We start from the raw sequence: 24598 nt of genomic DNA, 5'->3' as shown, positions 1-24598 counted from the left end.
CCCGCTCCCCGGCCTGCCCCCGGGCCCGCTCCCGGCCGCGTGCCTGCCGGCTCGCTCATCGCCCGGAGACCTCCAGCGCCTGCCCGAGCGTGGTCACCCCGCGCTCCTGCAGCAGATACAGCAGCCGGAGGAAGACCTCGGCCGTGATCAGCGCATCCCCGAGCGCGGTGTGCCGATCGCGCACGGCCACGCCGAGCCGCCGCGCGACGGCGTCGAGCGAGTGCACGGGCGTGTGATCGTGCAGGAAGCGCGAGAGCGCGAGCGTGTCCAGCAGCGGTCCGCCAAAGTGCACGCCCGCGGCCGGCTCCTCGAGGCCGATGAAGCGCATGTCGAAGGCCGCGTTGTGCCCGACGAGCACCGCGTCGCCGACAAAGGCATGGAAGGCGCGCAGCGTCTCCGGCAGCCGCGGCTTCTCCCGGACCATGTCGTCGGTGATCCCGTGGAACCGCACCGAGGCCGGGGGAATGTCGCGTCCCGGGTTCACGAGCCGGTCGAACGCCTCGCCGACGACGATGCCCCGGTTGACGATCTTCACCCCCGCGAGCGAGACGATGCGGTCGCCCCCGCCCGGGGCAAGGCCGGTCGTCTCGGTGTCGAAGACGACGAACGTCAGCAGACCGAGCGGGACGCCCTCACGCCCCCCCGCCTCCACGTGCGCGGGATGGGCGGCGATCTCCACGTAGACCGGCCTCGCCGGCAACGCGGGCGGCGGCGGCCCCCAGCGGCTGGGAGCCGACGGCAGGGGGAAGGAGAGCGTCGCGTAGCCGGGGGTCTGGTGCGCGCGGCTCCAGACCTCGCTGCCCTGGCGCTCGAGCAGCTCGCCGACGGTGTGCGCGTCGTAGGGCTCGGCGGCCTCGGACATCCAGCGCTGGATCTCCCCCTGCGGCACCGGCGCGCCGTGCCAGCAGTAGGTGAAGTAGACGTGCCGGTCGCCCAGCAGCGTCTCCACCTCCAGCGCGGCGACGCCGCAGGCGGCGCGGATCCTCTCCGCGAGGAACTCCAGCAGGAAGAGCAGCGCGTGCACGTCGGCCCGCACCCACAGCGGCTCGCCGATCATGGTCAGGCGCAGCCCGCGGGCCTCCAGCCGCTGCGCGACCGAGGCCACGATGTCCTCGACGAAGATCTCGCGCGTGACGTAGCGCGGCGAGCCCACCTCCTCGATCTCCCGGGCCAGGACGTCGAACTGCGCGATCAGCCGGTGCGCGTCGTGGCGGATGGACTGCTCCAGCGCCGTGCGGCTCTCGACGTCCAGGCTGGGCAGCAGCTCCAGGCTGTCGGCGCTCAGGCCGAGCCCCGTGAGCGGAACGCGCATCTCCTTGACGGTCGCCCGCAGCAGGCTTTCGCGCCGCCCCTGCGCCTCGGCCTCGACGCTGATGTCCTTGCAGGCGAGGAGGAACGACCAGGAGACGCCCGGAAGGCTCGGAAGCAGACGGATGCGGCAGCTGAGCACGCCACCCTGGAGGGTGGTGCAGACGAAGGAGACGTCGCCGCCCGCCTCCTCCGGCGCCTGGCTGCGGGCGCGCTGGCGGCGCAGCACTCCCAGCGAGTTCTCCACCGGGGCGGCCGCGATCAGCAGGTGGAGCGACCGGCCCACGCCCAGGGCCGGGTTGTCGTGGAACACGAGCCGGGCGGCGGGGTTGTAGAAGACCACCCGCGCCTGCTCGTCGCAGACCAGGATGCCCTCCTCCAACGCCATCAGGACCGCCTCCAGCCGCGAGCGGTGGTCCTCGAGGTCCCTCGAACTGGCGGCGACCGCGTCGGCGATCGTGCGCTGGGAGTGCGCCGCCTCGGCAGCCAGGTCCTGGATCGCCGCGGGCACGTCGCCGAGCAGGTGCCGCGCCGGCAGTTCCAGCGCGTGGGCCGGGTTGACGCGCGCGATGCGGACCTCCCGCCCGAGCTCCTCGAGCGGACGGAAGACGAAGCGCTGCAGCGCGACGGCCAGCGCCGCGATGGCCAGCAGGGCCAGCGCCGCCGCCGCGCCGACGGCGCGATGGGTCTGGGTCCGCGCGGCGGCACCGTCCGCGACCGTCAGCAGCAGCAGGTCCGCCGCGGCGAAGAGCGCGAGGCACAGCACTGTCCCCCCGGCCACGAGGTTGGGGAGACGACTTCGCCCGGCCATTGGGCAATCCCGGACGCGCCGGCGCCGTCAGGTGCGCGGCTTCGCGGCCAGGACCTCCTTCACCTTGCGGACGACGTCCCGCGTCGAGAAGGGTTTCGTGATGTACAGGTCGGCGCCGAGGGCCAGCCCCTTCTCCCGCTCGACTTCGCGGCCCTTCGCCGTCAGCATCACGATCGACATCCCCTTCAGCTCCGGGTCGGCGCGCAGGCGCTCGCAGACCTCGTAGCCGTCCATCTTCGGCATCATCACGTCGAGCAGCAGCAGGTCCGGCCGGAAGCTGCGGGCCACCAGCACCGCGGCCTCGCCGTCGGCGACGGTGCGGATCTCGTAGCCCTCGCGCTTCATGAGCAGCTCGAGGGCCAGCACGATGTTGGGTTCGTCGTCCGCGATGAGGATGCGCGCCATCGTCCGTCCTCCTTGCCGTCTGGAAGTGGACTTTATCCCTCGGATAAATCTAACATAAACTGGTTGCAGGCGCCCGTGGGCGCGCCAGGCCCCGCGGCGGGCGCGAGGAGCGCGAGGAGCGGACGGCCGGGGCGGGGATATGCTGCGCACAAGCGTTCGGGACTTTCTCAAAGGACACCTGCCGTTCAGCCTGCTGGACGAGCAGGCGCTGGAGCGCCTCGTGGACGCCCTCTCGATCCAGGTCTACCCCGCCGGCGTGCACATCCTGCGCCAGGGCGTGCCGTCCGGCCGCAACCTGTACATCATCAAGGAAGGGACCGTCCGGCTCTATGCCCGCGCAGGCTCGGGCGCCGAGCAGGTGATCGACTTCCGCAGCGCCGGCGACACCTTCGGCTTCCTCGCGCACGAGGGGGACGGTGGCATCGAGACCTCGGTGCAGGCCGTCCGCGACACCGTCTGCTACGTGGCCGACAACGCCGTCGTCTCGAAGCTGCTCGAGGAGCACCCGCAGATCAGGGAGTATCTGCTCCCCGGGTATTTCCCGAGGCGCGGACCGGAGCCCGCCGTGGCGCCCGGCGCGCAGCAGCCATTGCAGGACGGCTCCGAGAAGGCGCTCTTCACGACGCCGGTCGGGCACCTGGCCCGCCGCGACGTGCTCTCCGTCCCCGGTGCGAGCTCCGTCGCCGAGGCGGCGCAGCTGATGGCGACGCACCGGGTGGGCTCACTGGTGGTCGTGGACGCGGGGGGCCGGCCGGCCGGCATCGTGACGACGACGGACCTGCGCGACCGGGTCCTGGTGGCCCGCCGGGACCCGGCTGACCCCGTGCGCGCCATCATGAGCGCGCCGCTGATCACGGTGAGCGCCGCGGATTTCTGCTTCGAGGCCCTGCTGAAGATGATGAGCCACAACGTCCACCACCTCCCGGTCATGGAAGGGGAGCGGCTGGCCGGCATCGTCAGCAACCACGATCTGCTCGTGCTCCAGGGGACCTCCCCCCTCGTCATCGCCCGGGAGATCGAGGACCAGGCCACCGTCGAGGGGCTCGCGTCCTCGTGCCGCAAGGTCAAGGGCCTGGTCTCGCTGCTCCTGCGCGAAGGGGCGAGCGCAGCGGGCATCGTCCGCGTCATCTCGGCTGTGAACGACCGGCTGGAGCACCGGATGCTCGACCTGGCGCTGGCGACGCTCGGCCCGCCGCCCGTGGCGTTCTGCTGGATCGTCTACGGCAGCGCCGGGCGCAAGGAGCAGACTTTCAAGACCGACCAGGACAACGCCATCGTCTACGCCGACCCGGCCGGCGGCCCGGAGGCGTCCGCGGCGCAGGAGTACTTCGGCCGCTTCGCCGAGTTCGTCGTGGACGCGTTCCAGCGCTGCGGCTTCGCCTGGTGCCGCGGCAACTTCATGGCCTCGAACCCGCAGTGGCGCCAGCCGCTGAGCGTCTGGAAGCGCTCCTTCAGCGACTGGATTTCCCTGCCGGACGACGCCGCGATCCAGAAGGCGTCGAACCTCTTCGACTTCCGCGGGCTCCACGGCGAACTGCGGCTGGCCGCGGCGCTGCGGGACCACCTGCGGAGCGTCCTGCCCGGGCAGCAGCTCTTCCTCCAGGCGATGGCGGACATGACGGTCGCGTTCCGTCCCCCGCTCGGCCTCTTCGGCTCGCTCGTCGTGGAAAAGGACGGTGAGCACGCCCACCAGCTGGATCTCAAGCGCTGCTGCCTCACGCCGCTGGTGAACATCGCCCGCCTCTTCAGCCTCGAGCACAACCTGCTGGAGACCTCGACGAGCGAGCGCCTCGCCGTGCTCAAGGCGGCCCAGGCGATCCCCCGGACGCTCGCCGACGACCTGACCCACGCCTTCGAGTTCGTCGCCCTCCTGCGGATCCGGCACCAGCACGAGCAGATCGCGATGGAACTGGAGCCGGACAACTTCGTCGACCCGCGGCGGCTCAGCTCGGTCGAGCTGCGAACGCTCAAGGAGATCTGCCGCGTGATCACGAAGGCGCTCGACGACATCGCCCTGAAGTACGGGATCGAGGCCAGGGGCTAACGCGCGCGTGCGCATCTTCGGCACGGTGCTCCTTGTCGCCTGGACCCTGCTGTTGCTCTACGTCTGCGGCCGGGCCTGGACGGTGCCGGCGATCCGCCGACGCGTCCCCCGCGGTGCGTTCCTCGTTGGCGCCGGCGCGCTCTGGCTCGCGTTCGCGGTCCCCCGGCTGTTCCTCCACGGCGGCGGCGGACGCGCGGGCGCGGTGCTCGAGCTCTTCGGCCTCTCGGCGATGGCGACGCTGTTCATCATCGCCGTGGCGCTGCTCGCGGTGGACGTGGTCACCGGCTTCGGCCTCCTCTTCCCGCGGCGCGCGCCGGCGCTGCGCGGCTGGGCGCTGGCGGCTGGCGCCGCACTCGCGGGGTTCGCGGTCTTCCAGGGGACGCGGCCGCCGGTGGTGACCCCGTCCGAGGTGCGGCTGCGCGGGCTGCCGGCGGCGCTCGACGGGACGGTGATCGTGGCGCTCTCCGACACGCACCTCGGCGAGCTTCTCGACGGCGAGTGGCTCGCCGCGCGCGGCGCGCAGGTCGCGGCGGAAAGGCCCGACGTCGTGGTGCTGCTCGGTGACCTCGTCGAGGGGCACGGCGCGGACGAGACGCGGCTGCTCCGGGAGTTGGGGCGGCTGCGCGCGCCGCGCGCGGTGTACGCCGTCACGGGGAACCACGAGCGCTTCGGGGGCGGGGCCGCGCTGGCGACCCTCGAGGAGGCCGGGGTGCGCGTCCTGCACGATCGCTGGGTCGAGGCGGCACCCGGTCTCGTCCTGGCGGGCGTCGACGATCTCACCTCGCGCCGCCGGGCCAAGGAGCGCGGCGACCCGGTCGGTGGCGCCGTCTCCGGCCGGCCCCCGGGCGCGCTCGTGCTGCTGTCCCACTCGCCTCTGGAGGTCGAGCGGGCGGCGCGCGCCGGCGTCGGGCTCATGCTCTCGGGACACACCCACGCGGGGCAGATCTGGCCGTTCGGCTACCTCGTGCGCCTCCAGTACCCGTACCTGGCCGGCCGCTACGAGGTGGGCGGCATGACGCTCATCGTCGGCCGCGGCACCGGCACCTGGGGCACGCGCATGCGCCTCTGGGCACCGGGGGAGATCCTGCGCGTCACGCTGCGCGCCGAACCCGGCGTTCTTTGACTTTGCCCGGGGGGCGCGCAATACTTTTCGTCAAGAGAGCGAGGGCCTGTGACGATGGATCAGGCGCAGGGCAGCGCGCGCGAGCCGGTGATCGTCGGGTTCCTCTGCGCGTGGTGCGCCTACCTCGCCGCCGACGCGGCCGGGATGGCGCGCGCCGGCCACACCCCGAGCATGCGGCCGATCCGCGTCATGTGCAGCGGGCGCGTCGAGCCGGAATTCGTCCTGCGCGCCCTGCGCGACGGCGCCGACGGCGTCCTGATCGCCGGGTGCCATCCCGGCGCCTGTCACTATGTCGACGGGAACCTCAAGGCGCTCCGGAGGTTCGCGCTGCTCCAGCGGTTGCTCGACCAGTTCGGCGTCGAACGCGAGCGTGTGCAGCTCGTCTGGGTCGGCGCGGCCGAGGCGGCCGCCTTCGCCGCGGCGGTCGACCGGATGGCCGCCCAACTGCGGGCGCTCGGGCCCCTGCGCTGGGACGAGAGGGTCCTGGGCGGTGAAGGCGCCGGGCTCGATGCGGGAAACGCGGCGGTGCCGGAGGACGCCTCCGCATGAGCGCCCGCAAGCCGCGCCTCGCGATGTACTGGGCCGCGTCGTGCGGCGGCTGCGAGGTCTCGCTGCTCAACATCGGCGAGAAGCTTGCGGCGCTGGGCGATGCCGTTGAGCTCGTCTTCTGCCCCTGCCTGGCGGATTTCAAGCTCGCGGACGTCCAGGCGCTCCCGGACGGCGCCATCGACCTGTGCCTGTTCAACGGCGCCGTCCGCAATTCCGAGAACCGGCAGATGGCCTACCTCCTCCGGCGCAAGTCCGCGCTGCTCGTGGCCTACGGCTCCTGCGCCCACGAAGGGTGCGCACCGGGGCTCGCCAACCTGACGACCGCGGCGGCCATCCGCGAGACCGTCTATCGCGGCGGACCGTCGACCGACAACCCCGCTGCCGTCGTCCCGGCCGAGATCAGCCAGGTGCCCGAGGGCACGCTGGAGCTGCCGGTGCTCTACGACACGGTGCTCACGCTGGACCAGGTAGAGAACGTCGACTACTACCTGCCCGGCTGTCCCCCCGAGTCGCCCCGCGTTGCGGAAGCCATCGGCGGCCTCGTGGCCGCGCTGGCCGGCGGCGCGCCGCTGCCCCCCCGGGGGTCGGTGCTCGGCGCGCTGGAGACGATCGTCTGCGAGGAGTGCCCGCGCAAGCGGCTTTCGCGCCGGGTGGAGCGCTTCCACCGGGTGCACGAAGTCGCCCCCGACCCGAAAGCCTGTCTCCTCGAGCAGGGGCTGGTCTGCCTCGGCGTCGCCACGCGCGGCGGCTGCGGGGCCCTGTGCCCGCGCGTGGCGATGGGCTGCCGCGGCTGCTACGGCGCGCCGCCCGGCGTCGAGGACCAGGGCGGCAGGATGGTCGCGGCGATCGCGGCGCTCACCGCCGCGGGCGACCCCGAGGCCGGGGGCGCGCGGCTGCGAGAGCAGGTGGACGCCGCGATGGCGACCGTCGTGGACCCGGCCGGCACCTTCTACGGCTACAGCCTGGCGCACTCGCTGCTGCGGCGCGCCCGCGTCACGCGCAAGGCCGGCGGCGAGGAAGGGCGCGGATGAAACGCATCGTCATCGACCCGCTCACCCGGCTCGAGGGGCACGGCCGCGTCGAGATCTTCCTCGACGAGCAGGGCGAGGTCGCGAACGCCTACTTCATCGTCCCGGAGCTGCGCGGCTTCGAGCGCTTCTGCGTCGGGCGTCCCGCAGAGGAGATGCCGCGGATCACCAACCGGCTTTGCGGCCTGTGCCCGGAGGCCCACCACATGGCGTCGGCCAAGGCGCTGGACGCGCTCTACGGCGCGGAGCCGACGGCGGCGGCGAAGAAGATCCGCGAGCTGTTCTACTCGGCCTTCTTCGTCGCCGACCACGCGACGCACTTCTTCGTGCTCGCCGGCCCTGACCTGATCCTCGGCCCCGACGCGCCGCGCGCGGCGCGGACGATCCTGGGGGTGTTCCAGGCCGTCGGATCGGAGGTCGCCGGGCAGATCGTGGCCTGCCGCGAGCGCAACCGCGAGCTGATCCAGACCCTCGGCGGCAGGAAAGTCCACCCGGCGGCAGGGCTCCCGGGCGGCTGGAGCGTGGCCGTCACCGAGGAGATGCGCCGGCGCTTCGAGGAGATCGCCCGGGGCAACGTGGAGCTGGCCCTCGGGTTCATGCGCCTCTTCGAGTCCACGGTGCTGCGGCGGCCCGAAGTCGCGGAGCTGCTGGTCGCGGAGGGCTTCGCCGACCGGACCTATTCCATGGGGACGGTGGACGCCGCCGGGAGGCTCAACTTCTACGACGGGAGGCTCCGCGTCGTCGACCCGGACGGCGCCGAGCTGGCCCTCTTCGAGCCCGCGGACTACGCCCGGCACATCGCCGAGCGGGTGGAGCCCTGGACGTACCTGAAGCTGCCGTACCTGCGGGCCGTCGGCTGGAAGGGACTGGTCGCCGGCGCCGACAGCGGCATCTACTGCGCGACGCCGCTGGCGCGCCTGAACGCCGCCGGGGCGCTGGCCACGCCGCGCGCGCAGGAGTGCTTCGAGCGCATGTTCGAGACGCTCGGGGCCCGCAAGGTCGGCGGCCGCTACCAGCCGGTCCACTACCGGCTCGCGGCGCACTGGGCGCGCCTGATCGAGCTGCTCTACGCGGCCGAGCGGATGCTCGAGCTGGCGACCGATCCGCAGATCACGGACCCGGACGTGCGGGCGCCGGTCACGGGCACGCCGCGCGAGGGGGTCGGCTGCGTGGAGGCGCCGCGCGGCACGCTGCTGCACCACTACCGCACCGACGAGCGGGGCATCCTCACGGAGGTCAACCTGATCGCCGGCACCACGCACAACCACGCGCCGCTGGCGCTGTCGATCACGCGCGCCGCGCGGAGCCTGATCCGGGCGGGGACGCAGGTCGGCGACGGCCTGCTCAACCGCATCGAGATGGTCATCCGCTCCTACGACCCGTGCCTCTCCTGCGCGGCGCACGCCTTCCCCGGGCCGGGGAGCATCGCCGTCACGCTGCGGGACCACCGCGGGGCCGTCGTCGCGCGGCTCGGCGGCGCCGACGCCGGGACGCCGGCTCGCGCCTGATCCGCGGGGACGGAGATCCGGCATGGCGGAGCCGTGGGTCATCATCACCGGGGCCACGGGCTTTCTCGGCGGCCAGCTCGTCCGCCACCTGCGCAAGGAGTACCGCGTCTTCGCGCTGGACCGGCGCACCCCGAAGGAGACCGGCGCGCCCGAGGGGGCGGGGATCGAGTGGTTCCAGGTCGACCTCGGGCGGCTCGACCAGCTCCGCGAGGTCTTCTCGCGCATCCGGGACAAGGGCGGAGCGCAGCTGCTGCTGCACCTGGCCGCCTACTACGACTTCAGCGGCGAGGACAGCCCCGAGTACACCCGCACGAACGTCGAGGGCACGCGCAACGTCCTCGAGCTGGCCGAGCCCCTGCGGCTGCGGCGGTTCATCTTCGCCAGCTCGATCGCGGCCTGCCCATTCCCGCCGGCGGGCGCGACCGTGACCGAGGAGACCGAGCCGACGACCACCTTTCCCTACGGCAGCTCGAAGCAGCGCGGCGAGGCGCTGATCCGCGAATACCGGGAGCGGGTCCCCTCGTGCATCATCCGACCCGCGGCGATCTTCAGCGACTGGTGCGAGTACGAACCGCTCGACGTCTTCCTGCGGGCCTGGTGCTCGAACGGCTGGAACGCGCGCATCCTCGGAGGGCGCGGGCTCTCGGCGGTGCCCTACCTGCACGTGGAGGACCTGCTCTCCTTCCTCGTGCGCGTCGTCGAGCACGGCGACGATCTGCGGCCCGCCGAGGTCCTCCAGGCCAGCCCCGACGGCTGCACGTCCCACCTCGAGCTGTTCCGGGAGGCCACCCGCTGCTGGTTCGGCGCGCCGCGCCGGCCCGTGTTCATGCCGGTGCCCCTCGCCCGGCCCGGCATCCGCGCGCGCGAGCTGCTCGGGCAGCTGACCGGCCGGATGCCCTTCGAGCGCTCGTGGATGGCGGACTACATCGACCAGCAGCTGAACGTGGACATGGCGCGCACGCGCCGGCGCATCGACTGGGCGGCCGACCCGGACCACGGCGTCCTGCGGCGCCTGCCGCTGCTGATCGAGAACATGAGGAAGCAGCCGCAGGAGTGGCGGCGGGTGAACGCGCTGCGCAGGAAGGTGCGCATCCCCTGAAATCGCCGCACGACGGCGGACAGGCCCCTATCGGCGCCCGGCGAGGGCGGTGATCTCCGCTTCGAGTTGTCCGCGGGTGAACCCCGGCTGGCTGATCGCCCCGGCGGGGCACGTCGCCGCGCAGCTGCCGCAGCCCTTGCAGAGCGCCTCGTTCACCCGCGCGACGAGGCGCGTGCCGTCGACGACGATCTCGATCGCCTGGTACGGGCAGTCGTCGACGCACACCCGGCAGCCGCCGCAGCGGCCCGGGTCGATCTGCGCCGCCGTTGGCAGGGTGTCGACCGTGCCCCGGTCGATCAGCTCGAGCGCTCCGGCCGCCGCCGCCGCCCCCTGGGCGATGCTCTCGGGGATGTCCTTCGGCCCCTGGCAGGTCCCGGCGATGAAGACCCCGTCGACCGCGGTCTGCACCGGGCTGAACTTCAGGTGCCTCTCGGCGAAGAAGCCCTCCGCCCCGCGGCCGATGCCGAAGAGCCGGGCGACCCGGGCGGCGTCCGGCTGCGGCTCCATGGCGACGGCGAGCACCACCATGTCCACGGGGACCATGACCTGGCGCCCGAGGAGCGTGTCCTCCGTCTTGACCAGCAGCTCGCGCTGGCAGGAGATGACCTCGGTCCCGCGCCCGTGGAGCAGGTCCACCCCGGCGCGCTGCACCTGCTCGTAGAAGTCCTCGCCGCGATTCCCGGTGGTGCGCAGGTCGACGTAGAAGTTGACCACCCGCGCGCCGGTGCGCCGCCGCGCCAGCAGCGCGAGCTTCAGCGAGGTCATGCAGCAGACCCGCGAGCAGTGGCGGTTGAAGCGGTGGTCGCGGCTGCCGACGCAGTGCAGGATGGCGATCCGCTCCGGCTCCCGCCCGTCCTTCATGAGGATCCGCCCGCCGGTCGGCCCCGCGGGGTGGCAGAGGCGCTCGAACTGCATGCTCGTGAGGATGTTGTCCCAGCGGCCGTAGCCGTATTCGAGCGCCCGCGCCGGGTCGAACAGGCTGAAGCCCGTCGCGAGGATGACCGCGCCGGCCTCGATCTCGCGCACCGTGTCCTGCTGCTCGAAGTCCACCGCGCCGCAGGGGCAGACCTCCCGGCAGCGCGCGCAGGAGGCATCGCGGAATGCGGCGCAGTTCGCGCGGTCGATGAGCGGCACCCAGGGGATGGCCTGCGGGAACGGGAAGTGGATCGCCGTGCGCGTGCCGAGCCCGGGGTCCGCCTCCGCCGGGATCCCCCCGGCCGGGCAGGCCTCGACGCAGACCCCGCACCCGGTGCAGCGGCTCTCGTCGACGCAGCGGGCACGCGTGCGCACCCGCACCCGGAAGGCCCCCACGTGGCCGGCGACCGCCTCGACCTCGCTGTTGGCCAGCAGCGTGATGTTCGGGTGCTCCGCGACGCTCGCCATGCGCGGCACGACGACGCAGGCCGAGCAGTCCAGGGTCGGGAAGGTCATCCCGAGCCGCGCCACGTGCCCGCCGATGCTCGGCTCCCGCTCGACGAGAAAGACGCGCTTGCCCGCCTCCGCCAACCGCAGCGCGGCCTCGATCCCGGCGATCCCGCCGCCGACGACCAGCGCCTCCGGACGCACGGGCAGCCGCCGGACCTCCAGCGGTTCGTGGAGGGTCACGCGGCCGACGGCCGCGCACACGACCGCGGCGCCCTTCTCGGTCGCCTGCCGGCGGTCGGGCGTCACCCAGGCGACCTGCTCGCGGATGTTCGCGATCTGGAGGGCGAAGGGGTTGAGCCCGGCGGCCTGCACGGCGCCGCGGAACGTCGCCTCGTGCAGCAGCGGCGAGCAGGCGCCGATCACCACCCGCGTCAGGTTCCCGGAGCGGACCTGCTCCCGGATGAGCCGCCGGCCCGAGTCGGCGCAGAGGAAGCGCGATTCGCAGACCGTCGCGACGCCCTCGAGGCGCCGCACGGAATCGGCCACCGCCGCCAGGTCGACCGTGTCCGAGATGTTCGTGCCGCAGTGGCAGAGGAAGACGCCGATCCGCTCCTCGCCGCTCACCGTCGCGCTCCCTCCCGTCACCAGGACACCTTCCCGTGGAGGGTCTCCCAGACGATCTCCGTCAGGTCGAGGACCTTCATCGGCTGGCGCGCCAGCTGCGCGGCGCCGATCAAGGCGCGCTTGCACTGCTGGCATGCCGAGACGATCGTCTCGGCCTTGATGTCCAGCGCCTGGCGCAGCCGCCGCCGCGCCGTGTCCATCTCGGCGTCGTGGCTGAAGATCTTGACGTCCCCGCCCCCGCCGCAGCAGAGGGTGTTCTCGCGCATGTTCGCCATCTCGCGCAGCTCCACGCCCGGCAGCGCGGCGAGGACCCGGCGCGGCGCTTCCACCTCGCCGCTCTTGCGCCCCAGATCGCAGGGGTCGTGGTAGGTGACCACGCGCGGCAGCACCCCCGGCTGGATCCTCCCGGCCTCGAGCAGCTCGGCGAGGAACTGCGTGGAGTGCATGATCGTCAGGTTCGACGGGATGCTCGCGAACCGGGGGTAGAGCTTCGTCCAGGTGTAGTAGCAGGAGGGACAGGTCATGACCAGCTGCGTCGCCCCGAGGGCCTTGACCCGCGCGAGGTTGTGCTCGATCAGCTCCCCGGCCTCGTTCTCCAGCCCGACCGTGAACAGCGGGTAGCCGCAGCACCACTCCTCGACGCCCATCGTCGTGAAGCTCACCCCCGCGACATCGAGGGTGCGGCCGAACGCCTGGGGGATGCTGAACGCCCGCGGGTAGAAGGACGCCACGCAGCCGGCGAAGTACAGGACGTCGGCGCCCCGGCGCGGCGCCACGCTGGCCAGCGACTGGGGCAGGTTGCGGCTCCAGAGCAGCCGCTCCTCCATCGGGTCGCCCGAGATGTTGCGCAGCGTGCGGATCGTCCGCCGCAGCGTTTGCAGATCCTCGGGCACCTCGCAGCCGTGCCGGATCGCGTACGCCTTGAGCCCGGTCATCGCTTCGAGCATCGAGATCCCGCGCGGGCAGTGCGCCGTGCACGCGTTGCAGGAGGTGCACAGCCAGAAGTCGCGGCTGGCGAGGACCTCCTCCCTGAGCCCGAGGCGGATGAGGCGCGAGATGCGCTGCGGGCTCAGCGACATGCGGCTCGCGGTCGGGCAGGAGGCGGTGCAGCTGCCGCACTGGACGCAGGAGAAGAGCGAGTCGACGTCCGCCGTGATCATCTCGGCGAACGAGCGGTCGAGGTGCTCGTCGGTGCAGTACAGCGCGTGCGCCATTTTCAGCACTCTCCTCTCAGGAATCTAATGGAGAGCGGGTCTTTGCGCAAGCCTGAGCGCTTTCGTCGGCTTCCCGTCCGGAGGAACCATGCCGGCGCCATTCGCCATGACCGCGCGCTTGACAACGCGACGCGCGCATCCCCAAATGGGTGCGACCGTCCTGGCGACGACGGCGGGCGGGAGGATCGCAGGGTGAGTGACCGGTGGGTGAGCGGCTCGGCGTTCACCGAGGCCCTGCACCGGCCGGGCGGCTTCGCCCTCTCCGTCGCGCTGCGCACCCACTACGACCCCTCGCCCACCACCCGTGCGGCGCTGCGCGAGCGGCTCGCCGGGTGCGCGGCGGACGGACTGGTCCGGGGATTCTTCATCTCCGACCGCGACTGCGGCCCCGACGAGCACTCCACCGCGGAGCTGGCGCAGGAGGTCCTCGCCGCCGGCGCGCATCCGGTCGTCTCCTTCACGCTCGCCACGGGGAACCGCGCGGAGATCCTCGATCGCGTGCGCACCTGGCGGGAGCGCGGCGTGCGCAGTCTCCTCGTGGTGACCGGCGATCACCCGGCCGACGCCGGAGGCAGCGCGCCGCACTTCGACCTGGACAGCATGCAGACCCTGATGCTCCTGGCGGAGGCGGCCGCGCGCGGCGGCGGCTTCCCGGCCGACCTGCACAAGGGATGCGTGGTCTCGCCCTTCAAGAGCAGCGAGGCGGAGCTGATGTGGCAGTATGCGCGGCTGCGGCGCAAGGTGGGCGCCGGCGCGGACTTCGTGGTCTCACAGGCGGGATACGACCCGCGCGCCTGGGACGAACTGCTGCGCTACTGCCGGCTCGCGGGGCTCGCGACGCCGGCGATCGGCACCGTGCTCGTCCCCGACGCGGGCCTGGCGCGGCGCATTGCCGCAGGCGGCCTGCCCGGCGTGGCCATGCCGCGGAGGCTGCTCGAGCGCTTCTCCTCCCCGAACACGCGCAACGGCCTCGGACTCGCGGCGGCGGCCGTCGCGGTCCTGCGCGGGCTGGGCTTTCGCGGGGCCCTGCTCTCCGGCAGGGCGCTGGCACCCGCGGAGGTGCGCGCCATCGCGCAGGAGGCCGAGCGCCTCGCGCCCAGCTGGCGGGACTGCCTCGATCAGTTCGCGGACCCCCTGCCGCGCTTCGCCTATTTCCGCAAGGACGAGGCGAGCGGCCTCAACGAGGACCGCGCCACCGAGCTGACGCGCCGCGCCGTGCCGCACCCGATGTACGTCTTCAGCCGGGGCGTGGACCACCTGCTGTTCGGACCGGTCAAGCCGGTCTTCCGCCTGCTCTCGCGGGTCTGCCGTTTCTGCGACACCCGGCCCGGCTGGAAGAAGGCGCTCTGGTGCCTGGAGTACCTCTCGAAGGTCCCGCTCTACCGCTGCCGGATGTGCGGCGACTGCACGCTCTACGCCTGCGGCTTCTTCTGCAGCGAGGCCCGCTGTCCCAAGCGCATGGTCAACGGGCCGTGCGGCGGCAGCCGCGACGGGCGCTGCGAGCTGCCGGCGGGGGGCACGTGCATGTGGGTCAAGGCCTACGACTGTCTCAAGACCCGCACCGCACGCCCGACGTTCACGGCGCCGCCCGTCCCGCCCAAGGACCGCGGGCTCGAGGGGTCCTGCTCGTGGATCAACTTCTGCCTCGGCCGCGACCACCGCCGCGGCCGCATCGACACGCACGAGCGGGCTGAAGATCAGGGGTAGACCGTCTCGATCTCCTCGAGGGAGCGGTCCGTCCAGTTCAGAACGCAGGTCTTGCGGATCATCCGGCGGTGGACGTAGGGAACCTCGGTCTGGATCGTCGCGGCGGCGAAGCGGCTGAGGAACTTGGACTTCTCCACGGCGCGGCGGTAGTCGGTGCCGATCTCCTCGTAGGGCGAGGAGGCGAGCAGGATCATCCCGTCGTCCGGGATGCGGCCGGCCTCCATGTTGGACTGGATGATGCGCGCGGCGTTCACGATCGGGACGTCGATGTTCGGGCTGTAGGGGCCGACGATCAGGGCCGTGTTCGGGACGTGCAGGAAGTCGAAGCCGCGCCCGACACAGAGGATCCACTCGTGGTGGTCGATGTCGAGCGCGCGCTCGGTGCGGCGCACCTCGGCGATGTGGCGCAGATTCCCCACGACCAGCGGCAGCAGGTCGCGCAGGATCTCTCCGGGCATGTCGCGGAACGTGCTGCGCAGCGCGTGGGTGAGCCGGTCCTCGAGGCCTCCCTCTCCCTGCTCGGCCCCCGCGAGCGCCGCCAGTTCGATCACCGCCCCGCGCTCCCCGTGCAGCGTGAGCGCGTCCTCGTCGGTCTCGACGCCGGCGACCAGCGGGTAGACGGTCTGGTGGTCGGAGCCGAAGACGCTCTCGAGCTGCCGTCGGAAGGCGAACGCCGACGAGCGGGCCGCCTCCAGGTCGAAATCGAAGCCCGAGCAGCCCCGGCTGCGCTCGCCGCGGGAAAAGTGGTAGGTGACGAGGATGAGCACGCGCCGGCCGGACTCCACCGCGCGCAGCACCTCGTGCGTGACCAGTTCGCCCAGGTGCGGCCAGCCGATGTCGAAGGCCCCGCCGAGGTTGCGGAAGGGCTCGATGATGCCGAGCGGCGTCTTCGTGATGTACGGCAGGTGCATGCGCCCGTCCATGCACTTGAACGCGAGGATGGCGGTGGGGTGCCCCGCCTGGTAGCGCCGCCTCTCGAGGTAGGCCTCGGGGCTCGCGAAGATCCGGGAGTGCTCGGCGCCGAGCTCCGCCAGCCAGCGCATGCGCTCGGCGATGCTCCGGGTGTGGATCGAGTGCGGCATGCCGCCCCTCCCCTCGCTAGATGCCGCCCTTGCGGATGCAGGCGCGGATCAGGGCGTTCATGGTGCGGAAGCGCTCGCCCTCGCTCTCCATGAGCGGCTTGATGATCCGCGCGTTGGCGTCGATGCGCGCCCGCAGCACCACCGGAAGGCAGCCGTCCTCGCCGGCGAACTCCGCTGTGTCGCGCTCGGCCGGGTCCGCGTAGTAGAAGGGGAACTCGCGCCGGATCTTCAAGCGCGCCTCGGCCTCGGACGCCCCGCCGGCGACGGCCTTGCGGAAGGCCGCCGTCCGGTAGAAGTCGTCGTGCCTCTTGTCGAGGCGGTAGTTGCGCAGCTTCTGGCGGCGCCAGCTCTCGCGGTCCCGCTCCCGCACGAGGTCGGCATCCGCGTCCGCGACCCGCTCCGCGGACACCGGGGGCCCGACGAACCGCATGTAGAGCAGGATGGCGACTATGGCCGCGACCGTGAACCCGAGAAACCACTCCATGTCCCGTACCCCTCCCGCCGTGGTACGAGGGATTATGGCGGTTACGCGGGCGGCGGGCAACAGGCCGGCGTTTCCCCTGGGACGTTTGACAGTACGGGCGACGGGCCCTACGTTTGGGATGGATGCGGGCGCCCGCTCCAGGCCGGCGATCCTGCAGAGGTGTTGCCCATGGAAAAACGCGCGAATGACGGCTGGAACCCCTACCTCGCGGGCGCGCTCACCGGCCTGTTGATCGTCGCATCGGCGTACGCGACCGGGAACTTCTTCGGCGCCTCCGGCTCGTTCGTCCGCGCCGCCGGCACGGTGGAACGGGCGATCGGTCCCGGGCATTTCGCCGGCGTGACATACTTCGCCCGCTACCTGCCGCGGCTCGACTGGCAGGGCTTCTTCCTGATTGGCGTGACTCTCGGTTCGCTGGCCGCGGCCCTCGTTTCGAGGGACTTCGCCTGGGGCGATGTCCCCGCGATGTGGGCTTCCCGGTTTGGCCCCGGCAGGCCCCTGCGCGCCGCCGCCGCGTTCGCCGGCGGCTTCGTCATGCTCGTCGGGGCGCGCATCGCCGGCGGCTGAACGAGCGGCCACGGGCTGAGCGGTTCGCTCCAGCTTTCGGTCGGCGGCATGGTGACCCTCGCCGGGATCTTCGCGGGCGGCATCGTCTCGGCCAGGCTGCTCTACCGCGGCCAGGGCGCACGGCCATGACCGGCGCCGCTTCCGGTCTGATCTTCGGGGCGCTCTTCGGCGTCCTCCTCCAGAAGGCCCGCGTGGCGCGCTACGAGAAGCAGGTCGGCTGCCTGCGGCTGCTGGACATGACGATTGTCAAGTTCATGTTCTCGGCCGTGCTCACGGGCATGGTGGCGATCTATGCGCTGCGGGATCTCGGCGCCGACCGCATCCAGGTGCTCCCGACGGTGCTCGGCGCGAACGCCGTCGGCGGCTTCGTCTTCGGCCTCGGGTGGCCCCTGCTCGGCTACTGCCCCGGGACCGCCTTCGCCGCGCTCGGCGAAGGGCATCACGACGCGTTCTACGGCATGCTGGGCATGCTCTGCGGTGCCGCGTTCTTCGCCGAGATCTTCCCGGCGCTGGAGAACAACCTGCTCGCCTGCGGCTTCTTCGGGCCGCTGACACTGCCGCAGGTGCTGCACGTCAACGCCTGGGTGATCATCGTGCCGTTCGTCGCCGCCGGGGTGTTGTTCCTGCGGTGGCTGGAACGCAAGGGGCTCTGAGGGCTGGCGCGGCGGATCCACGTGGTCCAGCGGGGAGCGGGCGCTGTGCTACATTCCCCTCCGATGACACCGCCGTGCCCGAGGATCCACAGATGCCGGGGAGGTTCCTCCCCGGCGGGACGCTGACGTGCGCCTGGCTGCGGCGGCGGCCGCTTCGGGGCTCGCCGGCCTTGCCGCGACGAGCTGGACTGCGCTTACGCTCGCGGAGCTGGGCCACTTCACCGCGATCGTCCCCATCGCGGTGTTCCCCGTCGTCGCGGCCCTCTGCTTCCGCTGGCTGCGGCGGGGCCGCCCGGACGGGACGCGCGCGATAGAGCCCGAGGACGTCGCCGCGGTCGCGATCGCCTGCGCGACGCTGCTGCTGACCCTGCCGCCGGACGAGACGCTTCTCGGCGGCCAGGACCCCGGCGTCTACGTCCACACGGCGGCGGCCGTGGCGCGCTCGGGCTCGCTGCGGATCGACGCGCCGGACCTCGCCACCTTCGGCAAGGACGGGCGCCAGCTGCTCTTCCGCAAGCTTGGGCAGGTGTACATGCCCTTCCAGGGGATGTTCGAGCTGCCCGACGGCCGTCTCGCGCCGCAGTTCTATCACCTCTACCCCAGCCTGATGGCCGTCGCCTGGGCGATCGGCGGCGTCCGCGCCGCGCTGGCGGTCAACCCGCTGCTGAACGTGGCCGCGGTCATCGCGCTCTACGCGCTGGCCGCGATGCTGCTCGGGCGCCGCTGGGCGCTGGCTGCCGCGCTGGTGCACGCGCTCGGCACGGCGCAGCTGCGGCAGGCGAAATTCCCGACCGCCGAGATGGCGACCCAGCTCTTCCTCCTCGGCGGCATGGCGCTGCTGGCGGCGGCGTTGCGGGAGGACGACCCGGAGCCGGCGCTCGCCCCGCTGGCGGGCGCCTCGCTCGGGATGGCGGCGCTGGCGCGTTACGACTCGGTCATGTTCCTGGTCCCGCTCGCGGTCGTGCTGCTCTGGGGGATGGGGCCGGCGGGGAAGTCGCGCCCGGTGCTCCTCGCCCTCGGCACGACGGGCGTCCTCTGGTGCCAGTCCTCCGTGCACCAGCGGGCCTTCTCCCCGTACTACCAGCCTGTCGGCGGCCTCGTCGGCGCGGCATCCATCGCCGCCGCCCTCGGCCTCGCGGCGCTCCTGCTCCTGCGCCGCAGCGCGGCGGGGCGCCGCTTCAGGGAGGCGATCTCGCGACGGGAGACGGCGCTGCGGGTCGCGGCGGCCGCCGCCCTCTGCTCCTGGGTGCTCTTCGGCTGGCTCGTCCGCCCGCGGCTCGCCGGCGGCGGGCGCGTCGGCCACCTGTTCCGGTTGCTCAGCGACGGTCTGCCGTTCCAGGGCATCTTCGCGCTGCTCTCCGGGCCGGAGTCGGTGAACATGCTGTACCTCGTGGACGTGCTCGGCGCGCTCGGGCTCGTCGCGGCCGTCGGCGGCGTCTGCGCCCTCGTCGTGACGCGCCGGGGCTTGTGGGAGTCGGCGTGGCTGGCGGCCTCTTCGGCGGCGCTGGTCGTCCTCACGCTGGACGTCTTCCACGACCACTTCCTGATGTGGGTCAGCCGGCGCTTCGTGCCCGCGGTCGTGCCGCTGGCGAGCGTCGGGATCGCGGCCGCTGCGGCGTCCCTCGCGCGCCGGCCGCGGGGGAACCCGAGGGTGCTCGCGGCCGCCGCTGCCGCCCTCGTCGTGGCGGCCGTCGCTCTCAATGCCGGAGCCATCGGCGCGATGGCGCGCGAGCGGGAGTGGCCCGGCCTCGTCGACTGGAGCCGCCGTCTCGCCGCCGTCGTCCCGCCCGACGCGGAGCTCTACAGCGACCAGCCCGGCTTCGCGGCCGCGGCCCGCTTCGTGCTCGGGCGCAAGGCCTACGAGCTGGGGGGCCCGAACGAGCGGCGCCGCGAGCGGCTGCTGGGGCTGATGCGACGGCGGGCGAAAGGGGGGGCCGAGGTGCTGTTCCTCACCGAGGGACGCGCCGGCGAGCAGCCGCCGCCCGGTCTCGCCCCGGTCGGCTCCCTGCCCCTCGCGTCGTCCACCATCCTCGGCACGCGGCGGGGAGTCCCGCGGGAGACGCGGCCGCGCGGGGGCGACTTCGTCCTCTACCGCGTCCTGCCCCCGTCCTAGAACGCCCCTACTCGAAGTTCAGCGCGCGCTCGAAGTCGCTCGGGTTGGTCGCGGCGTGGATGGCCGTCTGCAGCGTGACCGCCCCCGCCCGGTAGAGATCCGTGAGGTGCTGGTCGAAGGACTGCATGCCGTACTGCTGCCGGCCCTTCTCGATCACGTCCTTGAGCCCCTCGGTGCGGTTGATGTCGCGGACGTACTCCTGGACGGTCTGCGTCACGATCATGACCTCCATCGCCACCACGCGCCCCTTGCCGTCGACCCGCGGGATCAGCCGCTGCGAGATCGTCGCCTTGAGGTTGTCCGCGAGGCGGTTGCGCACGAAGAGCTGCTCGTCCGCGGGGAAGAGGCTCATGATCCGGCCGATCGTCTTGGCGGCGTCGGTCGTGTGCACGGTCGAGAAGACGAGGTGCCCCGTCTCGGCGGCCTTGAGGGCGATGTCGGTGGACTCGGCGTCGCGCATCTCGCCGACGAGGATCACGTCCGGGTCCTGGCGCAGCGCGGCGCGCAGCCCGACGACGTAGTTCTTCGTGTCCGGGCCGATCTCGCGCTGGCTCACCGTGGCCTTGCGGTTCTGGTGCAGGAACTCGATGGGGTCCTCGATGGTGAGGATGTGGCAGGGGCGCGTGTTGTTGACGAGGTTGATCATCGCCGCCAGCGTCGTGGACTTGCCGGAGCCCGTGGCGCCGGTCACCAGCACCAGGCCGCGCTCCTCGGCGGCGATCCTGTTGAGCACCGCCGGGAGCCCGAGGGACTCGACCGTCGGGATCTCCGTGGGGATGAGCCGCGCGACGATCGCCAGCGAGCCGCGCTGGCGGTAGATGTTGACGCGGAAGCGCGCCACGCCCGGGATCGAGTAGCTCGTGTCGTACTCCTGGATCTCCTTGAGGTCCATCCGGTCGCCGAGGGCCGCCAGGAAATGGCCGGCGATGGCCTCGGTGTTCGACGGCAGCAGGCGATCGAACTTGACCGGCGTCATCGTGCCGTTGAGGCGGAACAGCGGCGGGGCCCCCGGCCGGAAGTGCAGGTCGCTCACCCCGTGGGTCACGCCGGCCCGCAGCAGGCCGTCAAGCGTCTTGATGTCCACCGTCCCCCCCCTCCCGGGAGGACTGTATGGCATCGGTGGCGGGCAAAGTCAACGCGCCGGCGCTGTCAGCCGGCGCCGCCGCGCGGCGCGTGGCGGAAGTACGCCCTGACCTCGCAGGTGTCCTCGGTCCAGGAGACGCTGACCTGGTCGCCGCCGCGCTGGGCGAGCGCGATCATCGGCCCGTTGCTGCGCAGGATCTCGTACTTGAAGCCGAGCACCCCGCAGCGCAGCGCGTGCTCCCTCATCCGCTGCTGCAGCGCCGAGCCCAGCCCCGTCCCCTGCCAGGCCTCGGCGACCATGAAGCCGGCCTCCGCGAGGTTCGTCGCGTGGTCGACGTAGTAGCAGCCGCTGCCGACGATGTCCTCGCGCTCGCGCTCGCCGGCCACCGCGAGGAACGCCACCTCGTCCTCGAAGTTCACGTTGCACAGCTGCTGCGCGTCGCCATAGCTCAGGGTCTTGAGCCGCTGGAAGAAGCGCGTGTACACGTTCTGCTCGCTCATCGCGTGGAAGAGCTCCCGCAGCTTCTCGACGTCGCTCGCCCGTGCCGGGCGGATGTAGAGCGCGCGGCCGTTCTTGAGCGTCAGGTGCCGCTCCTCGTCGATGCGGTACTCGTGCCGGTTCTTGACCGTCTGCTGTGCCGGCAGGTACCCCAGCCGCTTGGCCTCCTCGAGCAGCCACTCCCGCTGGTCGGGGTCGGCGATCTCGATGAGCGAGAGCGCCCGCTCGCGGATCGACTTGCCGAAGAGGTAGGCGACGCCGTACTCGGTGATGACGTAGTGGACGTCCGCCCGCGGGATGCCGACGCCCTCGCCCTGCGCCAGCTGGGGGCGGATGCGCGAGGCGCTCGCGTCCTCGGTCGTCGAGCGCAGGCAGATGATCGGCTTGCCGCCGCGCGAGCGGGCCGCGCCGCGCAGGAACGGCGGCTGCGTCGAGACGCCGCCGTAGAAGTCGCCGTCGAGCTGGTCGATGCAGGCCTGGCCGGTGAGGTCCATCGCGAAGGCCTGGGTGACCGACACCATGCGGTCGTTCTGCGCGACGACCCGCGGGTCGCAGACGTACTCGATCGGCCGGAACTCGAACATCGGGTTGAGGCAGACGTGGTCGTAGAGCCGCCGGGAGCCCAGCGCGTAGCTGGTCACGACCTTGTCGCGGTGCAGCGACTTGCGGCCGCCGGTGACGACGCCGCGCTCGATGAGGTCGAGCACGCCGTCGGAGAGCACGTCGGTGTGGACGCCCAGGTCGCGCCGGTCGCGCAGCCGGGCGAGCGCGGCGTTGGGCACCCGCCCGAGGCCGACGTGGATCGTCGAGCCGTCCTCGATGATCCCGGCGATGTACGCGGCGATCTGCTCCGCCACGTCGTCGGCCGCCGGGTGCGTGTACTCCATCACGGGGTGTCGGGCGAGCACGACCCGCTCGATCCGCGAGAGATGGACGGCCGAGTCGCCGAAGGTGAAGGGCATGTCCGGGTTGACCTCGGCGATGATCCGCCGGGCGTGGTGCAGGACCTTGTGGGTGATGTCCACCGAGATGCCGAGGCTCACGAAGCCGTTGCGGTCCGGCGCGGAGACCTGGACGAGCGCGACGTCCACGGGGAAGCGGTGGTTCTCGAGCAGGTACGGGAGTTGAAAGAGCGAGAGCGGGACGTAGTCGGCGGCGCCCGCGCGGACCGCCTCGCGCGTGTCGCTGCCGACGAAGAAGCACGCGTGGCGGTACCGCGAGGCCGGACGTCCGTCCTTCAGCGGGATGGCGCCGTTGGTGAGGAAGGAGTAGATCGTCACGTCCTCGGGGGGCTCGCGCAGCGCCTCGAGGGCGCCGATCAGCGCGCGCGGGGTCGCGCAGGCGGTCCCGATGAAGAGCCTGCTGCCGGACCGGATCGTCCGGGCCGCCTCCTCCGCCGTGCAGAGGCGGTCCGCATAGGGGCCGAAATCGACGGTCATCACACCTTCCTCCCCGGGGTTCGGCCGCGCCCGCCGCGCGATCGCGCTCCCGGCCTGACTGCCGGGCGGGCGTGGCGACTGTTGTAGGGGAACCGGGGGGCGGCGTCAATCCGGCGGGCGCGGACCGCCGGGAGCGCTTTACTTCCGCTGCTCCCCTCCGCGATAATCGTCTCCGGGCGTCGGCCTGGCCGCGCGGCCGCGGTCCGAGGCGTCCGGACACGAAGTCCGCACGGGAGATGATGGCGTGACCACCCCTCAGGCCTTGGGCCCCCCCCGGCCCGACGCCGGTGGCGACGACGAGCGCGACCGGCGCCTCGCGGCGCTCGAGCGCGAGCGGGACGAGCTGCGGGCGGCGCTCGAGACCTCGAAGGCGAATTTCCGCAGCGCGTTCCACGCGACGCCGGCCGGCATGTCGCTCGCGCGCGTCGACAACGGGAAGATCCTCGACATGAACGACGCCTTCCTGCGCATCCTCGGCTTCGGGCGCGAGGAGGTGATCGGCCGCACGAGCGTCGAGCTGAACCTCTGGGTCACCGGCACCCAGCGCGACGCGCTCATCGGCGAGCTGCGCGCCACGGGGCACCTCGTGGCGCGCGAGGTGCCGATGCGCCGCAGGGACGGTGCAATCGTCACGGTGCTCTTCACGGCGGTCCCGACGGTCGTCGGCGGCGAGACCCACACGATCACCTGGGTCCTGGACATCAGCGAGCGGCGCCGGGCCGAGGAGGCGCTGCGCGAGAGCGAGGCGCGCTGGCGCTCGCTCGTCACGCAGGCGCCCGCGACCATCCTCGAGCTGGACCGCGACGGCACCGTGCTCTACCTCAACCGCTCGCTCACCGGCCGCCCGGCGGCGGCGATCATCGGCCGGGACATCTTCGACTTCGTCGGCGAAGCGGCCGCCGTCGGCCGCGTGAAGCTCGCGGAGGCCTTCGCGACCGGACGGACGGTGCACTTCGACTTCTCGATGCCGGCGCTCGACGGCGGGAGGCTGCACGCCGAGAGCACGCTCGCCCCCGTCGTCATCGACGGCGCGGTGCACCACGTGATCGCGGTCGTGAACGACACCACGGCGCACGTGGCGGCGCTGCTCGCCCTCGCCGATGGCGAGCAGCGCTTCCGGGACATGGTCGAAAGCATGGGGGACTGGTACTGGGAGATGGACGCCGTTGGGCGGCTGACCTCCACCTCGGAGCACTGCCTCCCGATGCTCGGCCGGGCCCCCGCCCAGATGCTCGGCCACAGCCCGGTGGAGTTCGCCGCGCCGGACGACCAGACCCGCCAGCGGCAGTACCTCGCCGAGCACGGCAACCCGCCGCTGCCCGTGCGGGACTTCACGGGCTGGTACCTGCACGCCGACGGCAGGCGCGTGTGCATCGCCGTGAGCGGTGTGCCGGTCTTCGGCCCGGGGGGCGCCCTCGCGGGCTGGCGGGGGGTGGCGCGCGACGTGACGGCGCGGGTGCGCGAGGAGGAGCAGCGGCGGGCCATCGAGGTCAAGATGCAGCAGGCCCAGAAGTTCGAGAGCCTCGGCATCCTCGCCGGCGGCATCGCGCACGATTTCAACAACCTTCTCCACGCGGTCCTCGGGAACCTCAACGTGGCGGTTCCGGAGCTGCCGGCGGGATCCCCCGGTCGCGACGCGGTGGAGCAGGCGGCGCAGGCCGCCCGGCGCGCGAGCGACCTCACGCGGCAGCTCCTGGCGTTCGGCCGCAAGCAGGTGCTCAAGCTCAAGAGGACGAGCCTGAGCGCGGTCGTGGCCCACCTCCAGGGCATCCTGCGGCGGACGATCCGCGAGGACATCCGCATCGAGGTCCGCCTCTCGCCCGTGCTCGGGGACGTCCTCGCCGACGCCGGCCAGATCGAGCAGGTCCTGCTCAACCTGGCCATCAACGCACG

Annotated in this window: 19 protein-coding genes; 11 read left to right on the top strand and 8 right to left on the bottom strand. The window is 72.4% G+C overall.

What is annotated here, in order from left to right; translation table 11 throughout:
• Window positions 1-55: 55 nt before the first annotated feature.
• The gene (locus VI078_08810) at window positions 56-2119 is read right to left on the bottom strand and encodes an exonuclease domain-containing protein (protein HEY5999380.1); all 2064 of its coding nucleotides are present in this window, start codon (window positions 2117-2119) and stop codon (window positions 56-58) included.
• A 27-nt stretch (window positions 2120-2146) separates the two neighbouring features.
• Window positions 2147-2524 (bottom strand): response regulator, encoded by a 378-nt coding sequence (locus VI078_08805; GenBank protein ID HEY5999379.1) that lies wholly within the window; start codon window positions 2522-2524, stop codon window positions 2147-2149.
• A 139-nt stretch (window positions 2525-2663) separates the two neighbouring features.
• Here VI078_08805 and VI078_08800 point away from each other — a divergent pair, with 139 nt between their 5' ends.
• From VI078_08800 to VI078_08775, 6 genes are read left to right on the top strand one after another with little or no spacing between them, the layout of a single operon-like run.
• On the top strand, window positions 2664-4568 hold the full coding sequence (locus VI078_08800; GenBank protein ID HEY5999378.1) for a DUF294 nucleotidyltransferase-like domain-containing protein: 1905 nt from the start codon (window positions 2664-2666) through the stop codon (window positions 4566-4568).
• A gap of 7 nt (window positions 4569-4575) precedes the next feature.
• Window positions 4576-5691 carry a metallophosphoesterase gene (locus VI078_08795; protein HEY5999377.1) on the top strand — a complete coding sequence of 372 codons (1116 nt, stop codon included), beginning with the start codon at window positions 4576-4578 and terminating at the stop codon, window positions 5689-5691.
• Between the two features lie 54 nt (window positions 5692-5745).
• Window positions 5746-6240: a hydrogenase iron-sulfur subunit gene (locus VI078_08790; protein ID HEY5999376.1), complete on the top strand. Its 495-nt coding sequence runs from the start codon at window positions 5746-5748 to the stop codon at window positions 6238-6240.
• Window positions 6237-7271 (top strand): hypothetical protein, encoded by a 1035-nt coding sequence (locus tag VI078_08785; protein ID HEY5999375.1) that lies wholly within the window; start codon window positions 6237-6239, stop codon window positions 7269-7271. Before VI078_08790 ends, VI078_08785 begins: the two co-directional genes overlap by 4 nt.
• Window positions 7268-8776, top strand: a complete 1509-nt coding sequence (locus VI078_08780; GenBank protein ID HEY5999374.1) for a Ni/Fe hydrogenase subunit alpha — start codon at window positions 7268-7270, stop codon at window positions 8774-8776. The genes VI078_08785 and VI078_08780 overlap by 4 nt, the downstream gene beginning before the upstream one ends.
• Window positions 8777-8798: 22 nt before the next feature.
• Window positions 8799-9875 (top strand): NAD(P)-dependent oxidoreductase, encoded by a 1077-nt coding sequence (locus VI078_08775; protein HEY5999373.1) that lies wholly within the window; start codon window positions 8799-8801, stop codon window positions 9873-9875.
• Between the two features lie 27 nt (window positions 9876-9902).
• Here the strand turns inward: VI078_08775 and VI078_08770 are convergent, their stop codons facing one another.
• Window positions 9903-11885, bottom strand: coding sequence for a CoB--CoM heterodisulfide reductase iron-sulfur subunit A family protein (locus VI078_08770; GenBank protein HEY5999372.1), 1983 nt, complete (start codon window positions 11883-11885; stop codon window positions 9903-9905).
• Complete coding sequence (locus VI078_08765) at window positions 11882-13078, bottom strand: (Fe-S)-binding protein (GenBank protein HEY5999371.1); 1197 nt, start codon at window positions 13076-13078, stop codon at window positions 11882-11884. Before VI078_08765 ends, VI078_08770 begins: the two co-directional genes overlap by 4 nt.
• 192 nt (window positions 13079-13270) lie before the next feature.
• On the opposite strand from VI078_08765, the gene VI078_08760 reads away from it, so the two are divergent.
• Entirely contained in the window at window positions 13271-14785 is a 1515-nt protein-coding gene (locus tag VI078_08760) for a methylenetetrahydrofolate reductase C-terminal domain-containing protein (protein ID HEY5999370.1), read from the top strand.
• Here the strand turns inward: VI078_08760 and VI078_08755 are convergent.
• Together VI078_08755 and VI078_08750 are read right to left on the bottom strand one after the other, a co-directional pair.
• Window positions 14776-15867: a hypothetical protein gene (locus VI078_08755; GenBank protein HEY5999369.1), complete on the bottom strand. Its 1092-nt coding sequence runs from the start codon at window positions 15865-15867 to the stop codon at window positions 14776-14778. The genes VI078_08760 and VI078_08755 overlap by 10 nt on opposite strands.
• A 16-nt stretch (window positions 15868-15883) precedes the next feature.
• The gene (locus tag VI078_08750) at window positions 15884-16351 is read right to left on the bottom strand and encodes a hypothetical protein (protein ID HEY5999368.1); all 468 of its coding nucleotides are present in this window, start codon (window positions 16349-16351) and stop codon (window positions 15884-15886) included.
• Between the two features lie 168 nt (window positions 16352-16519).
• Here VI078_08750 and VI078_08745 point away from each other — a divergent pair, with 168 nt between their 5' ends.
• The 3 genes from VI078_08745 (at window position 16520) to VI078_08735 (ending at window position 19684) form a co-directional block, all read left to right on the top strand.
• Window positions 16520-16918, top strand: a complete 399-nt coding sequence (locus VI078_08745; GenBank protein ID HEY5999367.1) for a YeeE/YedE thiosulfate transporter family protein — start codon at window positions 16520-16522, stop codon at window positions 16916-16918.
• Window positions 16919-17043: 125 nt separating this feature from the next.
• A complete protein-coding gene (locus VI078_08740; GenBank protein HEY5999366.1) occupies window positions 17044-17571 on the top strand; it encodes a DUF6691 family protein in 528 nt (175 codons plus the stop codon).
• Window positions 17572-17698: 127 nt separating this feature from the next.
• The gene (locus tag VI078_08735; protein ID HEY5999365.1) at window positions 17699-19684 is read left to right on the top strand and encodes a hypothetical protein; all 1986 of its coding nucleotides are present in this window, start codon (window positions 17699-17701) and stop codon (window positions 19682-19684) included.
• A 7-nt stretch (window positions 19685-19691) separates the two neighbouring features.
• On the opposite strand, the gene VI078_08730 is transcribed toward VI078_08735, so the two are convergent.
• The gene (locus VI078_08730; protein ID HEY5999364.1) at window positions 19692-20768 is read right to left on the bottom strand and encodes a type IV pilus twitching motility protein PilT; all 1077 of its coding nucleotides are present in this window, start codon (window positions 20766-20768) and stop codon (window positions 19692-19694) included.
• A gap of 65 nt (window positions 20769-20833) precedes the next feature.
• Window positions 20834-22705 (bottom strand): GNAT family N-acetyltransferase, encoded by a 1872-nt coding sequence (locus VI078_08725; protein ID HEY5999363.1) that lies wholly within the window; start codon window positions 22703-22705, stop codon window positions 20834-20836.
• A gap of 244 nt (window positions 22706-22949) precedes the next feature.
• Between VI078_08725 and VI078_08720 the strand changes: the two genes are divergently transcribed.
• The coding region (locus VI078_08720; protein HEY5999362.1) for a PAS domain S-box protein at window positions 22950-24598 on the top strand (1649 nt) is incomplete at its 3' end.

The sequence above is a fragment of the bacterium genome (assembly GCA_036524115.1).
Classification (GTDB): domain Bacteria; phylum JAUVQV01; class JAUVQV01; order JAUVQV01; family DATDCY01; genus DATDCY01.
This window is presented reverse-complemented; position numbering and strand designations above follow the sequence as displayed.

Coding starts and splice junctions, on each gene's coding strand:
- VI078_08805 (HEY5999379.1), bottom strand. CDS start 2,524: ATGGCGCGCATCCTCATCGCGGACGACGAACCCAACATCGTGCTGGCC.
- VI078_08725 (HEY5999363.1), bottom strand. CDS start 22,705: ATGACCGTCGATTTCGGCCCCTATGCGGACCGCCTCTGCACGGCGGAG.
- VI078_08800 (HEY5999378.1), top strand. CDS start 2,664: ATGCTGCGCACAAGCGTTCGGGACTTTCTCAAAGGACACCTGCCGTTC.
- VI078_08790 (HEY5999376.1), top strand. CDS start 5,746: ATGGATCAGGCGCAGGGCAGCGCGCGCGAGCCGGTGATCGTCGGGTTC.
- VI078_08780 (HEY5999374.1), top strand. CDS start 7,268: ATGAAACGCATCGTCATCGACCCGCTCACCCGGCTCGAGGGGCACGGC.
- VI078_08765 (HEY5999371.1), bottom strand. CDS start 13,078: ATGGCGCACGCGCTGTACTGCACCGACGAGCACCTCGACCGCTCGTTC.
- VI078_08740 (HEY5999366.1), top strand. CDS start 17,044: ATGACCGGCGCCGCTTCCGGTCTGATCTTCGGGGCGCTCTTCGGCGTC.
- VI078_08785 (HEY5999375.1), top strand. CDS start 6,237: ATGAGCGCCCGCAAGCCGCGCCTCGCGATGTACTGGGCCGCGTCGTGC.
- VI078_08775 (HEY5999373.1), top strand. CDS start 8,799: ATGGCGGAGCCGTGGGTCATCATCACCGGGGCCACGGGCTTTCTCGGC.
- VI078_08810 (HEY5999380.1), bottom strand. CDS start 2,119: ATGGCCGGGCGAAGTCGTCTCCCCAACCTCGTGGCCGGGGGGACAGTG.
- VI078_08755 (HEY5999369.1), bottom strand. CDS start 15,867: ATGCCGCACTCGATCCACACCCGGAGCATCGCCGAGCGCATGCGCTGG.
- VI078_08745 (HEY5999367.1), top strand. CDS start 16,520: ATGGAAAAACGCGCGAATGACGGCTGGAACCCCTACCTCGCGGGCGCG.
- VI078_08750 (HEY5999368.1), bottom strand. CDS start 16,351: ATGGAGTGGTTTCTCGGGTTCACGGTCGCGGCCATAGTCGCCATCCTG.